This is a genomic window from Spirosoma foliorum, from assembly GCF_014117325.1.
Classification (GTDB): domain Bacteria; phylum Bacteroidota; class Bacteroidia; order Cytophagales; family Spirosomataceae; genus Spirosoma; species Spirosoma foliorum.
Genome location: NZ_CP059732.1, coordinates 6,420,923 through 6,435,228 on the forward strand (window position 1 = coordinate 6,420,923; position 14,306 = coordinate 6,435,228).

A 14,306-nucleotide genomic window follows, 5' to 3' on the forward strand; every position below is an offset into this window, starting at 1 on the left:
AAAAAGGCCTTCTCATAAGTCAGTTATGAGAAGGCCTTTTTGTTGGGTAGTTAGGATGTATCCCTCTGAAATAGTGGTTCTACCGAAATTAGTCATTTATTGACAGGTAGCCTAAAGAGTCAGCTCAGGTAGAATTCCTGGGTCCGGATGCTAGGGCTAGTCGTTGGCAGGTATTAAAACAGGCCGTTCAATTTAATACCCTTTTTTCGAAGCAAATACATGAAAGCGCCTTCCTCTCAAGAAAGAGAAATACATGATACAGATATATTGTGAAGATAGCGTGCTTTGACTAAACATAAAGGGGCTGTTGCAAAAGTCAGGGGCCTCACGTTTACTGATACACTTATAAAAATTTCAATTCTGGATGAAACTAAAACTCTGCCTGCTTGCTATTAGTGGCTTATTGAGTTCTCAAGCCCTGCTCGCTCAAGTCCAGCTGGGGGTCAAAGCGGGAGTCAACTTTGCCACCCTTAAGTTTGATAACCCCACCTTAAACGCGACTCAGCAGGCGAGATCCGATTTTCAGGGTGGTTTTTTAATAGATGTGCCCATAACGCCTAGTTTCTCCCTTCAGCCAGCCTTACTAATTAGTACCAAAGGAACCCAGATCAATACGTTCGCTATCGATAGCAGCCGAACCCCCATTGCTACACCCATTACCAACTCGATTAAACTGCTCTATGTCGAATTACCTCTACTCGCCCTGTTTCGCTTTGAAGTCAGTTCATCCTTACGCCTTTATGGGGGGTTAGGGCCCTACCTAGGTGTGGGTTTAGGTGGCCGCATTAGCTCCACATTTGTACCAGTAGGCGATCGGGAAGTCGTATTCGGATCGGGGAGTGTGGGCAGTAATAGCTTTAGGCGATTTGATTATGGAATAAGTGGAGCAGCGGGTCTAGAATGGCATCGGTTGATGGTGGGGGTTACCTATGGCTATGGGCTAGCGGATTTGGGCAGCGCCCTGGCCAAATCGTATCATCGTCCGATAGGAGTAAGTGTGGGTTTTTGGTTGAGTCGAAGATCTTCCTAGGAGCAGAACGTTTATTGACAGTCCCTGTCTGCTGAGTTTAAGATGGTTTTATAGGTCCTCACTTATAAAATGGACTATAGGCTACCGATTTACTATACCTAGAAATCTACGGTTTGAGCCCAATAGGCGTACCACTGGGCAGATATTAAAACCAGCCTTTTCGGAGAATTTCCCAGAAGGGCAGTTTACTCTTTTAATCTCTATTTAGTACAATCAGCTACATGAGGTGCTCTCATACACTGCTACGTATTGCTTGGCGCTGCTTTCCCAATTAAAACGGGCTGCATTTTTCAAAATAGCTTCTTTACGCGCCAACGACTCGAAGGCTTTCATGCCTTCCCAGTACACTTCCTGAATAAGGCTGGCTTCGAAAGTAGAAAAGTAAAAAGCAGCATCACCGCCTATTTCTGGTAGCGAGGTAAGCGTAGACAGGAAAACTGGTTTGCCAAATTGCATAGCTTCGATAACGGGTAAGCCAAAACCTTCAGCAAGAGAAGGGTGAAGAAGAGCTTTACAATTACGCAAATACCAGATTTTGTCTTCCTCCGAAACCGTACCTGGCAAGTGCAGTCGCTTCTCCACCCCTAACTGCTGCGCCTGGCTTCGCATTTGAGTTACATAGTCTGGACTATCATGGTGACCAATAACAATCAGTTCTAAATCAGGATTCGATTGCAATAAGGGCAGCAGAACATGGAAATTCTTCTTTTGATTTACATAGCCAATTCCCAGCAGAAACTCGCGGGTTGGTTTATAAGCAACTACGTCTCCTACCGTCTCCGATAGTTTGCTGACGCCATTATGAATAACGTAGATAGGCTTTTCGCCCGTGGAGCAATGGGTAAGGACGTCATTCTTTGTAAATTCAGAAATGCATACAATGGCATCACTCTGATCAATCAAGGCCTGTGTATGCGCCAGACTCTTCTGCTGAATGTAGTCGGGCTTTCCTTCGTGAAGTACGTTTAAGTCGTGAATGGTCAGTACTACATTGAGATGAGGAAATCTCTTTTTATTTGGCAAAATCCTTCCTGATTGAAACGGAGCATGCCACACCCGGCAATCGAACAGAAAGGGCTGGATGAGTTTATGCCATTTATGCTCGATCAAATGATATGGTTTGTGGGGAAGAACCAGTTTTTTTCGACGGGGAAGATACATCTTCATGAAAGGCTGATTGGTTTCAACCAATAGTTGGTTGATATGCTCGCCAAGATTCTGGCAATACTGGTATAGGCCAGAATGAGGAAACTTCATTAAGTCGCAATCAAGAATAATTCGGGACATAAGCCTCAAAGAGATTGGTAAATGGGCCGGATGCTCGTTTTTTGGGGTTTTCTGCAACATTAAGGCATATCAGTCCGTATTGTTCATACTAAACCCTTCGTTGCACGACCTACTACACGTGGAGCAGTTTTTTATTATAGATGGACTTTAAACGAAGCTTATCGTTTGTGGGTCCTCTTAGTAATGAATAGTAACTGCTTTCATAGAGGTGCAGTTTTTGATTTTTTCAATTACTTAAACAACGTTAGGAGAACTTTAGTATGATGCGTATCATTTTTGATTGCGAGAGAATGAAGTATGTCAACACAGGACTGTACTATTATTGTCTCAATCTCGGACGAACTATTCAGCAGCATACCTGCCCAGAACAATTGTCCGTATTTATCCCAAACCATGTTCGGGAGGCCTTCGATTCTTCGACAACCTGCATCAAGCAGCATTCACTTCAGAAATTCCTGATGCCATCCGTTGGTCAATACCATATCTGGCATAGCACCTATCAAAGTTCTCAATACCTACCCCGCAGAAACAAGAAAATTAAGGTATTACTAACAATTCACGACCTTAATTTTTTGCATGAAGACAAAGCTGAGCACAAGAAAGAGAGTTGTTTGAAGCATGTGCAGCAGAATATAGACCGTAGTGATGCCATCGTATGTATTTCTGAATTTACCAAGAACGATGTCCTGACGCATTGTAATACGGCCGGGAAACCTATCCATGTTATTTATAATGGTACAAATCAATTGCATCAACCAGTGCTGAAGGCGAAATCATACCGCCCAAGAATTCCCTTTTTGTTTAACGTGGGCGTGATTGCCCGCAAAAAAAATCAGCACCGAATTCTGCCTTTATTACAACGAAATCCGGCATTGGAGTTGATTCTGGCAGGTCGCCACGAAGATAAAGAGTATGCTCATTTTCTACATCAGCAAGCCTCTGAATTGAACGTGGAAGACCGGATGCATTTGGTCAATGAAATTTCAGAAGAAGAGAAATCCTGGTACTACCATAATTGTCAGGCCGTTGTCATGCCGTCTCTGGCCGAAGGGTTTGGCCTCCCTGTTACTGAAGCTATGTCTGTTGGAAAACCTGTGTTTCTATCGAGGCATACAGCCCTGCCCGAAATAGGGAAAGATTTTGCATTTTACCTCCACGATTTTGATAATATACATGATGATTTCGCCGATGGAATGCAGCGATATCAACGAGCCGGTAGCCAGATGAAGGCAGCTCTGAAAGCGTATAGTGCTACATTCAATTGGGAAGATTCGGCCAGAAAATACATTGACGTCTATCGGTCAATGGCCTGATCTGAGTTACTCTTGTTTCCTTTGACAACCTGTCAAAGGAAACAAGAGCTGCTATCGTATAGTTATCCGTATCTGGTATTAATAACGAATGAAGATTTATAGACGGCTAATGGCTTATGCCAAGCCTTACGGAAAGTTTATTGTTCCTTTTTTTATATTCACGCTCATCGGCGTTTTCTTCAACGTATTTCAGTTTGCGTTGATCATTCCTCTGCTTAATTTTTTGTTTGATCCAATCAATACAGCTGATGCCGCCAAGTATGCATCGGTGCCGGATTTCCAACTGACACCAGCGTATTTTAAGGACGTATTTTATCATCAGATTTATCATTTTAAAACTACCAAACCGATCTATGCGCTTTATTTTCTAGCGGGTACGATTGTAGTGTCGGTTATATTGACCAATCTGTTCCGGTTTCTGGCTCAGCAATGCCTGCTCAACGCCAGAACTCTGCTGGTAAAACGACTTCGGGAGGCCCTGTTCTCTAAAATTAATCACCTGCATTTAGGTTATTTTACCAAAGAGCACAAAGGCGATTTGCTTTCCCGACTCAATGGGGATGTCTATGCTATTGAAAGCGTAGCGGGTAGTTCAATCGAAGTTGTCTTTAAAGAACCTTATGTATTTATTGGTTACTTCATTGCGCTGTTTGCTATATCTGTTAAGCTAACACTCTTTACACTAGTCATCATCCCAATCTCGGCAATCGGCATTGCTGCTGTGACCAAGAAGCTCAAAAAAGAAGCGCAGGATGTGCAGTCTTCCATGGGACGCATGCTGACCATTATGGACGAAACCTTACTTGGTATGCGCATTCTTCGGTCGTTCAACGCCACGGATTTTGTACTTAAGCGATTTAGCCGGGAAAATGATTTTTACCGACAGGCAAGTCTGGAGAGTTTCAAACGGCGCGAACTGGCTCCGGCTTTTTCAGAAGCATCAGGCGTGTTTATCGTGGCTTGTATTCTGGTATATGGCGGTAGTTTAGTGTTAAACAATGAGAATAATTTACAGGCCGGTTCATTCATTGCGTTCATTGCTATTTTCTCACAGGTGATTCGACCTGCAAAAGCAATTGTAGTGGCCCTTACCAATATTCAGCAGGGGCAGGCTGCGGGTGAGCGTATTCTGGAGCTACTGGATAAGCCCATAGAAATAGAAGATAAGCCAGATGCCTGCGTGCTGGAAAGGTTCCGGCGGGACATTGTTTTTGACAATGTTAGCTTCCAGTATGGCGACAAACCCGTTCTGAAGAACATTAATTTCCGGATTGCCAAAGGAAAGAAAATCGCGCTTGTGGGCCCTTCGGGGGTTGGGAAGTCGACCATTGCAGATTTGATTCCCCGCTTTTATGAAGCTACCCAGGGAAGTGTTCAAATAGACGGTATCGACGTCAAAGATTATTCGATGGAATCGCTGCGGAGACAGATGAGTTTTGTAACCCAGGAGATTATCTTGTTTCACGATACGATCTTCAATAATATAGCCCTCGGAAAGCCGGATGCCAGTATGGACGAAGTGATCGAAGCGGCTAAAGTGGCCAATGCGCACAACTTTATCATGGAAACCGAAGATGGCTATAATACGGTCATCGGCGACAGAGGTATCCGCCTGAGTGGTGGCCAGCGCCAGCGCCTGAGTATTGCCAGAGCTGTATTTAAAAAACCTTCTATTCTAATTCTGGATGAAGCCACGTCTGCATTGGATATCGAATCCGAAAAATCAGTGCAGGAAGCGTTGAACAACCTGATGGAAGGTCGTACAACGCTGGTCATTGCGCACCGCCTGAGCACCATAAAAGAAGCCGATGAAATCCTGATTATGGAGGGCGGAAAGATCGTAGAACGGGGCAATCACTATGAGCTGATCAATAGCGAAGACAGCGTGTATAAACGCCTGAACATGATGCAGGAGTTAGTGCAATAAGCGTCCGTTACCAGCCACATAATCAACCGCTTTGGTGAATTTTGCCAGCACCTTATCCCAGGTGTAATTTTGTTCGATATAGGCTTGTCCTTTTTCTGACATTTCACTGGAATCCTGAGCCAGAAGCTGCTGAACGGCATCCGCAAAGCTGGTATAATCCGAAAACAACAGGCCTGCCCGACTAAGGTTAATGTGATCTTCAAGAACTTCACATTTTTTATTGGCAAGTACAGGAATACCATACGCGAAACTTTCCAGCGTAACCATCGATAAACTCTCGTGCTGCGAAGGGATAACCAAGGCTTTAGCCTTTTTCAATAAATCTATTTTTACCTCTTCGTCCACAAATCCGGCCAGTAGCAAATCGGGGTGATCAGGAATGGGCATGAACGCCTGGCCAACCAGCACCAGTTTTAAATCGGAAGGGTGGTTTTCTTTATATTGGATAAAATAATCGAACAACTCCGCACAGCCTTTGGCTTTATCGATTCGGCCAATGTAAATCAGGTAAGGCGCTTCTACTGTTAATGCTGTAGTTGGTAAATTGGTAGGGTTTACGTCGATTTTTTCAATCCCAACCCCAATGACATCGTTGTAAATGGCTTCGTTCTTAAATAATTGGTTCACAAACCGTTTCTCGGCTGACGTGAGAAACAAAATGGCTCGTGGCTTATGGAACAAAGTCCGGAAACCAGGCAAATAAATGGGGATTTCGTCGTGCGCTGTTGGAATGAAAATCGACTTTTGGGGAGCTATGCTCATCCCGGCAATGGTGGGGTAATAAAGGTAGGTGATGAAGATAAGTGCATCGTATTGCTGATGGTTACGCTTTAAAAACGTGATCAGATCAGGTGTATAAGGCCCTTGATATTGCGCCCATCGCATCATGTAGCGCCTGACAGTTTTGCCGACCAGCGCACGCCCCCACATGCGAAGCCAACCCATTCCATGCCATTCCTCTGGCCGCGACCATTTTTTGATTTTACGTTCAGTCTCATACATCAAGTGGTCCTTCGCTTGCCGTTCGTAATGCGTTGGGAATCGATGCACGTTTACTCCATTTATCTGGGTGGTGGCTGCCGGATACCAGTTAGCCCAGGTAACATATTCCAGTGCACAACTCGTTAGTACATCTACTTCATACGTACTGGTTAGTCGTTCGGCAAGAACGCGGCAATAGTATTCTGCCCCACCATTGACTTCGACGCCATACCGTTGGACAACAAAGGCTATTTTTCTCATGTAAAGAGTATTGATTTTTTGAGGCCTTGCTGGCTGATAACAGTATTATCACCGGAATCAGGCATTTTGAGCCTCACAGGCTTTATTACAATGCTATTAACCTGCATTTATAGATTCGTGTTTAGCACCAGAGACATTCTGGTAAATTTGCTGTTCATTAAACGGGTTACTCAGCCCCTGGCAAATTACTACCCGATACTAGCCGATCAATCCCATCTTAATACCCCGCAGAATACCGTTTAAAAGCTTATATTGATCAGTTAGGCCAATAAACTGTTTAACCACAAAGGCTAAGCTATTTTGATAGAAAGTGAGTAGTATGTTTACTATCCTATATCTAGAGAAGCATACAAACCTAATATTCATGCCGTATGAGGAGAAAATTAAGGCGATTTTTCATCGAACCGATACAAACACAACTGCGGGAAGTGCAGGACCAGCTTCGGGATACGCAAGACCAACTTAGACAAGCTAAAGAAGATAATGCGGCTACTAAACTGGTGATGGGGGCAGCGCTGGCTAAACTAGCTAAGCAGGCTACTTCCATGAAGGATGCTGAATTTAAACTATTTTCCCAGTTTGGAGACGATGGAATTATCCAGTACTTAATTAGTCACGTCAACCCCCATGTGGATACGTTTGTCGAATTTGGCGTTGAAAATTATGAAGAAGCAAATACCCGCTTCTTATTGATGAATAATAATTGGAAGGGTTTGGTAATAGATGGTTCGTCAAGCTTTATTGATTACATAAAGACCCGTTCGTTTTACTGGCGTTATAGCTTAAAAGCCGTAGCGAGTTTTATTACCGCAGAAAACATCAACCAACTGTTAATCAGTAGTGGAATTACTGCTCAGATCGGATTACTCAGTATTGATATCGATGGCAATGATTATTGGGTGTGGAAAGCCATCACTGCAGTTGAAGCCGATATTGTGGTTATTGAATATAATAGTCTGTTCGGCTCCGAGCGATCGATTAGTATACCGTACAACCCTGATTTTGTGCGCGAGCAAACTCATTACTCCTATTTGTATTTCGGCGCTTCGCTCCCTGCTTTGTGTGACCTGGCGACTGAAAAGGGGTATGCATTTGTGGGTTGTAATCAGGCGGGCAACAATGCATACTTTGTCAAGCAGGACAAATTAAATGGGTTACCCATTATATCCGTTGAGGAGGGATATGTATATTCTCGTTTTCGGGAAAGCCGAAACCAGGATGGTCAAATGTCCTTTCTGGATGGCGTAGAGCGCCGTGCTCTGCTTGAAGGACTCCCTGTTATTAACACCAGAACGAATGGCGAAGAATATCTGTAAGAAGGAGTTTTTAGTGTATGCCGTTAGCCGAAATTAGACAAATAGGGCTAGTTTTCCACTCACTCGGGTATGCATTAACTCAGCTCATCTGAATTATACTGGTTTGCCTACAAAGAACATTCTGAGATGCATCGAGCAACGGATTTTTACATGAGCAAACGGAAGCCTTTAGCTGTCTCAATTAGATAGCTCTAGTTTTTTTGATATCTGTTTTTGGCTGGATTAGAATGCTATTTCCGACCAAAAGGCAATCAATTGGCTTTAAGATCTGACTATTACTGATAAATTCATACAAGTTTGTTTACTTATTCTCTTGAAATAAAATCCAAATACTACCGTCTATACGTATTATAAGTAATAATAGGTTTACGTAGAAGGTGATATAACGATACGTGGTATAACCAACTCGGTGGCATTCGATGCGTTGATTAAGGATTTTAACGATAGGATACTGTCCTGACAAAACTGTCGATTGGCAAGACTCGGTTTGGCAATTATGGGTTGCCCATTGACCGACGGTTCATGGGCATTTTGCACAAGCTGCGCCGAGACAATATGAACAGGTGGACTAGTTGAGGCAGTTGGAATAGCCGATATATCAAATCGCATAGCGCCTTTCGACGTGCCTGCCCACATATTACCCGCATCGTCTTTCAAAAAGGAAACGACTTGCCAGGTGTTATCGAGAATACCGCTATTCCGGCTGAAAATTCGGGACACATATTGGCCTTTTTCTTTAGGGCGTTTCAGGTCAATCCGCATAATACCCCCAAAAGAGCCCACCCACAACTGCCCCTCGTTATCAAATTCGAGATCGAGTACACTATCGTTCTGCAATCCCTGACGCATCGTGATCGTCTCAACCGACTCAATCCCTCCCTGTTTATCTAAGCGGATTTTCCGAATGCCTTTGCCAATCGTACCTACCCAAATAGCGCCGTCTACACCGGCTTTGATGGATTGAATAAACACCTGTTCTGTATTGGTTTTCTTCGATAGGTCTGTCCAGGTTTTACCGTCAAACAGACGCAACCCGTAGGTGCCTACCCATAGTCGCTGCTGCTTATCCTGATACAAAGCCAGAATATCATCGACAGCCATAGATGGGGGCGGCGTAAAGGTTGTCCACTGATTATGCTGGTAACGAATCAGCGCTTCCCGATTGCCCAGCCAGATGGCATCCTGCAGCGTATCTTCAAGAAAGGTCGAGCAGAATTTGCCAGCGCCTGTTATCTTCTCAATTCGGCCCGCACCGAGTTTATAAGTTCCTTCGGCATCGCACGAAATCCAGAGATTGCCTTTACGATCAAATTTGGTAAAATGGATGGGAAGCCCACTCGACTTTGTTCCCGTAAATGCCGGAAAAGGTTGAAAAAGGGTACCACGACGATAAGCTGAAAAAGGCCCATTGCAACCGCCAAAATAAATAACCCCATTTTTGTCTTTACCCAGCGAATAGATTTCGTCGTTCAGCAGCCCGTTGGCTTTGGTAAAAACATCAATAAATCGCGCTTTACACTGGATTAATCCTTCGGGTGTTGTAAGCCAGATGTTCCCCTCGGTATCCTTACTGATGCCCAGACATTTATCGCTGGGCAAATAATTCTGGGTGTTTAAGATGGTAGCCTTGCCCTTATCAATACAGATCGCTCCCTGATTGGTTGCCAGCCATAATCGTTGTTGCTTGTCGGTTAGTATATCAAATACGCGCAGTTTGCTGGGCAGAATATCCGCATAGAGCGGCTTCACCGTTCCTGATTGGTATTCAAGTATTCCCTGTTCATAGGTACCGATCAGCAATTGATTCCCTAATTGCACCAGGCGACGGGCTTCCACCGATTTGCCATCCGGGTATTTTATCTCGGTAAATCGATTTTTATCAAATAGAAAGAGCTTGTACGTATTACTGACCAGCAACTGTCCCGAAGGCGTTTGGCAAACACCCCACAGATGCGTGACGGGTTTATTCTCTGTATCGAGTTGAAAAAGCGTAGGGGTTGCCTGTGCATTATCGAAAACCAGTAGGCCTTTCTCGCAAGTGGCCCAGATACGTCCGTCGCGCGTCTGGGTCAGGCCAAAAACGCGTTCAATGGGCGTGTTACCTACTTTCGTGATATTCTGAAAATGCCCGTTTTTCCAGATACTGATTCCGTTGAATGTACCAATCCAGATATTCTGGGTTCTATCCTGCAAAAACGTGAGTGCCTGATTGTTGACCAGGCCATCGTTAACCGTAAAATTTTTGAACGTTGCCCCGTCGAAACGCCCAACGCCCCCATAGGTACCCACCCACAAGTAGCCCTCATGGTCCTGAAGTGAGGTAAAACAATAGGAAGAGGGCAGACCATCGTTGGCAGAAAACTGTCGGCACATAAATGGCTGTGCATGTACCTGTCCGATTGAGGTTAAGCTGATATAAATCAGTCCTATAAAGCGCAGTACTGTAAAAGCTATTTTTACTGGTTTACCAGGCGGGTGCCTATGTATCATGCTCGTTGCTAAACGACTAGTGCGATTGTGTTCTGCGCCAATGACGGTACAGCCCTTCTGAGATTCTGTCCATTAAATGTACTATCGGTGAGTACAATGGCAAAGCTTTTTCAAGTAAGCGGTCAATGGTTTGTACTAAAACGATTTGCCCTTGCACTCTCATGATGATCGAGAGTGCAAGGGCAAATCGGTAACACTGTTTACCTGATTTATCGGCCAATAACGAGTCTTGTTTGTGCCGGTGACGTTTCGGCATCCAGCAGCTGAATGTTGAGCGAACCCTCTTTTTGCACCGTTCGGTCAATAGCTACCGTAATCGCATGAATGCCCTGCGCGAAATCGGCCACTACGCCACGGTCGGTTAGTTTAAGTGGTTTTTGACCTACCCAAACGCTTACCCCAGCGGTTGAATTCATAGCCAGGTTCACATTCCCTTTACTAACTACTTCAATATCAAACCGCACGAAACTATACCGTTTGCCTACATTGGCGTCAAGAATTGGTAGTTCATCCAGCGGCAGATCGCCGGAAACTTTACTATAGGCTGGCTGCCATGTAATCTTTGTGTTATCCTTCACCAAGTAGCCCAGACCATCTGATCCAATTTTTCGAGCCAATTCTTTGCTGCCCGATGTCGTGTTCCAACGACGTACAAACCGAGCTGTTGGCACGCGAAACTTTCCTGACTCACCTAGTTTAGACAGGAAGCCAACCAGATTGGCAAATTCCTCTTTATCTAAACTAGCCGTTAAGCCCGATGGCATCAACGAGCCGGGCACTTTCTCGATACTACCAACCTGACTTTTGGGAATGGCCACCTCGCCCCCCGAAACATCGCGGATGACGACCTCAGCGTTTCCGTTGCCAATTAAATACCCCATTAATTCACTGCCATCTTTTTTGACAACACGCTGCAATTCGAAGCCTTCTTTAATGGATAGATTGGGGTACAGAATAGAGCGGATAATGGTTTCGGCAGGAGAACTTGTGCCAAGGCTGCTCAAATCGGGTCCAATACGGCCACCTGCTCCACCAATGGCATGGCAGGTCAGGCAGGCCAGTGCGCTTTTCCGAAATACCAATTCGCCCTTAACCGGATCGGCGGTTTCTTTTACCGTTTTGGCAAGGCTGCTGATTTCCTGACTCGTTAACTCCTGAGGCATCTTCTCAACCGGCAACACCCCACCCGACGCTTCCAGTGCCTGCGCCAGCAACTTTACACTTTCGTCGTTTCGTCGGTTATACGGCACCTGACGCTGCATAATTTGCCGACCTTCTTTGGCTCTATTTTCCGGTATTTTTCGGGCCGACAATTCTTCCGAAAGCGCTTTGGCGCCCTGCTTATTGGTTAAAAACGCCTGAAAGAGTTCCGATACATCCAGTTGGGCAGGTAATGTCCGCAGAAGATCTCCCCCAATTCGGGCGGCCTCTGTGGTATTCACTGAAACAAATTGCGACGTTGCCGCCAAGCGTAAATCTGGCGAATTTTTAGCGCCCGTCATGTCAATCAGCGCTTTGCGGGATTGGTCGGTATCGAGCGCGGCCAATGCGCCAAGGGCAACTTTACGCCTGTTTTTATCTGCTTTCTGAGCCAGATTAACCAGAGTTCCGTTCTGCTCATCCAATTTCCACAAACCAATCAGCCGAATCGCATTCGTGGCAATGCCGTCGTCTTCATTGTCAACAAATCCGGCAATTTGATTCAGGTTGCTGGTTGGCTTCACATTACGTCGGGCGGCATCTTCCAGCGCACCCAATTGAGCCGCTACGCGTTTAGGCTGACTGGAATTATCCTGAATCGCTTTGTCAAAAATAATCGTCAGATCGGCAGCAGTGCCGAATTTAGCGATGGCACTCAGTACATCTTTCTGGTATTCTTCGGGAACCTGATCTTTCTGATAAAGCTGCGCTAGTTGCGCCACCGCCGTAGGATTATTTACCGATTTTAGCGCAAAGACGGTTTTATTGGTATTGCCTAAAAAAGTAGGATCAGTCTTTAAACGAGCCATCCATTGCGGTTCTAACTCCCGAACGGTTTGCCAGAGGGCAAAATCCAGAAATTCATCCATCGGATTATCCAGAACTGTAAGAGCAGTCCGGGCGGCCTCCGCCGTTTTTACTTTTCGAAGTGCAATAACGGCCTCAAGGCGCACCTGCGGATGTTTATCGGCTACTGCTTTGGTCAGCAACGGCGGCACATTGCTTAGCTTGGGGTACCATAACTCAAGGGCACGCAAGGCAGCTGCCCTGGCTTTGTGGTTTTCGGCAGTTAAAAGTTGCCGCAAAAGAGACTCATTTACGACTTCAAGCGTTTGATACAGCCAAAGCGCTTCCAGCAAATTATGTTCATAATACGCATCCTTTTTATCCAGATTCTGAACCCACTTCTCCAGGGCTGGAATCACCTCTTTGGCTCCACGCGCCTTTAGTACCTGTTTGGCCTGCAATCGGGTCCAGTCTTCCGGCAATTTCAGCGCATCGAGCAGTTCAGTGATACTCGCTTTCGTCAACTGTGGCTTTTTAACCAGTGGGCGATTTTTGGCCACAATCCGCCAGATACGGCCATGCTCATGATCCCGACGCGGGTCATGAAAATCCACTTCACCATGCTGAATGATGGGATTATACCAATCGGCTACGTAAATAGCGCCATCTGGCCCGACGTTAATATCAACAGGGCGAAAGGCAACGTGATCGGTCCATAACAAGTCTTCAGCCTGCTTGGATGCATACCCACTCCCCTGCTCTTCGAGCTTAAACCGATTGATCCGGTTAGCACGGAAATCATTGGTGATGACACTCCCCTGCCAGGATTCGGGCAGGTGCCGACCCGAGATAACATCCAGGCCGCTGTGTTTGGGTTGACCCGGATTCAGTCCCCGCAGAATTCGGGCAGCACCCGGTGAGGTCAGGAAAGTAGCGCCTGGAAACGCATAATTAATTCCTTCGAAACCGGCTCCGTCGGTCAGGAAGGATTGTCCCCAGCGATCAAATTGCAGGCCCCACGGATTGACCAGCCCTTTGGCATAAATGTCCAGTTCGAGGTGTTTGGGATTCAGTTGCCAAACACCACCGCCTTCCAGCCGTTTGATACCTGATGGCGTTTCAACATGGCTATAGATGTAAATAGACTGGTTGAAATAAAGAAGGCCTTCGGGTCCCCACCGAAATGTGTGAATAAGATGGTGGGTATCGGCAGTACCAAATCCGTTTAAAATCCGACGCTTTTTATCCGCTTTACCATCGCCATCGGTATCCGCGAAATGCAGAATTTCGGTTGAATTCGCTACGTATACACCTCCATCGCCCGGCAAAATTCCGGTGGGGGTTATCAGGCCCTCCGCAAAAATGGTCGACTTATCCGCTTTGCCATCGCCATCGGTATCTTCCAGTACAAAAATCTTGTCGTTAGCCTGCTCGCCTGTTTTCAGGTGTGGATAGGCGGTACTGCTCACCACCCATAATCGGCCATCGGCATCCCAGTTCATCTGGATGGGCTTCGCAACCAGTGGCTCGGCGGCAAACAACGTTACCTCAAACCCATCGGCCACTTTAAATGACTCAAGCTCCCGCTTCACATCCGGATCAGGATTGTCTTTACCGCTTTCCTGATTGGCGGAAGACGTAATAAGTAGCACGGCTGGAATAATAATCAGTCTACGGACGAATTTCAGCGGCCAGCTAATTTTTAGAACGTTCAT

General features: G+C 45.7%; 8 protein-coding genes. 4 read left to right on the forward strand and 4 right to left on the reverse strand.

The features are described 5' to 3' along the window. Positions 1-364 precede the first annotated feature (364 nt). Positions 365-1,030: a porin family protein gene (locus tag H3H32_RS27055; protein ID WP_182458867.1), complete on the forward strand. Its 666-nt coding sequence runs from the start codon at positions 365-367 to the stop codon at positions 1,028-1,030. Between the two features lie 213 nt (positions 1,031-1,243). On the opposite strand, the gene H3H32_RS27060 is transcribed toward H3H32_RS27055, so the two are convergent. Continuing rightward, positions 1,244-2,317, reverse strand: coding sequence for a glycosyltransferase family 4 protein (locus H3H32_RS27060; protein WP_182458868.1), 1,074 nt, complete (start codon positions 2,315-2,317; stop codon positions 1,244-1,246). A 260-nt stretch (positions 2,318-2,577) separates the two neighbouring features. On the opposite strand from H3H32_RS27060, the gene H3H32_RS27065 reads away from it, so the two are divergent. Both H3H32_RS27065 and H3H32_RS27070 read left to right on the forward strand, forming a co-directional pair. Next, the gene (locus tag H3H32_RS27065) at positions 2,578-3,630 is read left to right on the forward strand and encodes a glycosyltransferase family 4 protein (protein ID WP_182458869.1); all 1,053 of its coding nucleotides are present in this window, start codon (positions 2,578-2,580) and stop codon (positions 3,628-3,630) included. Between the two features lie 88 nt (positions 3,631-3,718). Continuing rightward, positions 3,719-5,557, forward strand: coding sequence for an ABC transporter ATP-binding protein (locus H3H32_RS27070; RefSeq protein ID WP_182458870.1), 1,839 nt, complete (start codon positions 3,719-3,721; stop codon positions 5,555-5,557). Here H3H32_RS27070 and H3H32_RS27075 read toward each other — a convergent pair. Further along, positions 5,546-6,799: a glycosyltransferase family 4 protein gene (locus H3H32_RS27075; protein WP_182458871.1), complete on the reverse strand. Its 1,254-nt coding sequence runs from the start codon at positions 6,797-6,799 to the stop codon at positions 5,546-5,548. The genes H3H32_RS27070 and H3H32_RS27075 overlap by 12 nt on opposite strands. Before the next feature lie 371 nt (positions 6,800-7,170). On the opposite strand from H3H32_RS27075, the gene H3H32_RS27080 reads away from it, so the two are divergent. Next, positions 7,171-8,115, forward strand: a complete 945-nt coding sequence (locus H3H32_RS27080) for a hypothetical protein (protein ID WP_182458872.1) — start codon at positions 7,171-7,173, stop codon at positions 8,113-8,115. Between the two features lie 366 nt (positions 8,116-8,481). Here H3H32_RS27080 and H3H32_RS27085 read toward each other — a convergent pair whose 3' ends face one another. Continuing rightward, positions 8,482-10,488 (reverse strand): ligand-binding sensor domain-containing protein, encoded by a 2,007-nt coding sequence (locus H3H32_RS27085; protein WP_182464491.1) that lies wholly within the window; start codon positions 10,486-10,488, stop codon positions 8,482-8,484. 326 nt (positions 10,489-10,814) lie between these two features. After that, positions 10,815-14,306, reverse strand: a complete 3,492-nt coding sequence (locus H3H32_RS27090; protein ID WP_182458873.1) for a PVC-type heme-binding CxxCH protein — start codon at positions 14,304-14,306, stop codon at positions 10,815-10,817.

What these genes read in the sequence shown, in the direction of transcription:
- H3H32_RS27055 (WP_182458867.1), top strand. Translation starts at nt 365, where the DNA reads ATGAAACTAAAACTCTGCCTGCTTGCTATTAGTGGCTTATTGAGTTCT.
- H3H32_RS27060 (WP_182458868.1), bottom strand. Translation starts at nt 2,317, where the DNA reads ATGTCCCGAATTATTCTTGATTGCGACTTAATGAAGTTTCCTCATTCT.
- H3H32_RS27065 (WP_182458869.1), top strand. Translation starts at nt 2,578, where the DNA reads ATGATGCGTATCATTTTTGATTGCGAGAGAATGAAGTATGTCAACACA.
- H3H32_RS27070 (WP_182458870.1), top strand. Translation starts at nt 3,719, where the DNA reads ATGAAGATTTATAGACGGCTAATGGCTTATGCCAAGCCTTACGGAAAG.
- H3H32_RS27075 (WP_182458871.1), bottom strand. Translation starts at nt 6,799, where the DNA reads ATGAGAAAAATAGCCTTTGTTGTCCAACGGTATGGCGTCGAAGTCAAT.
- H3H32_RS27080 (WP_182458872.1), top strand. Translation starts at nt 7,171, where the DNA reads ATGAGGAGAAAATTAAGGCGATTTTTCATCGAACCGATACAAACACAA.
- H3H32_RS27085 (WP_182464491.1), bottom strand. Translation starts at nt 10,488, where the DNA reads ATGTGCCGACAGTTTTCTGCCAACGATGGTCTGCCCTCTTCCTATTGT.
- H3H32_RS27090 (WP_182458873.1), bottom strand. Translation starts at nt 14,306, where the DNA reads ATGAACGTTCTAAAAATTAGCTGGCCGCTGAAATTCGTCCGTAGACTG.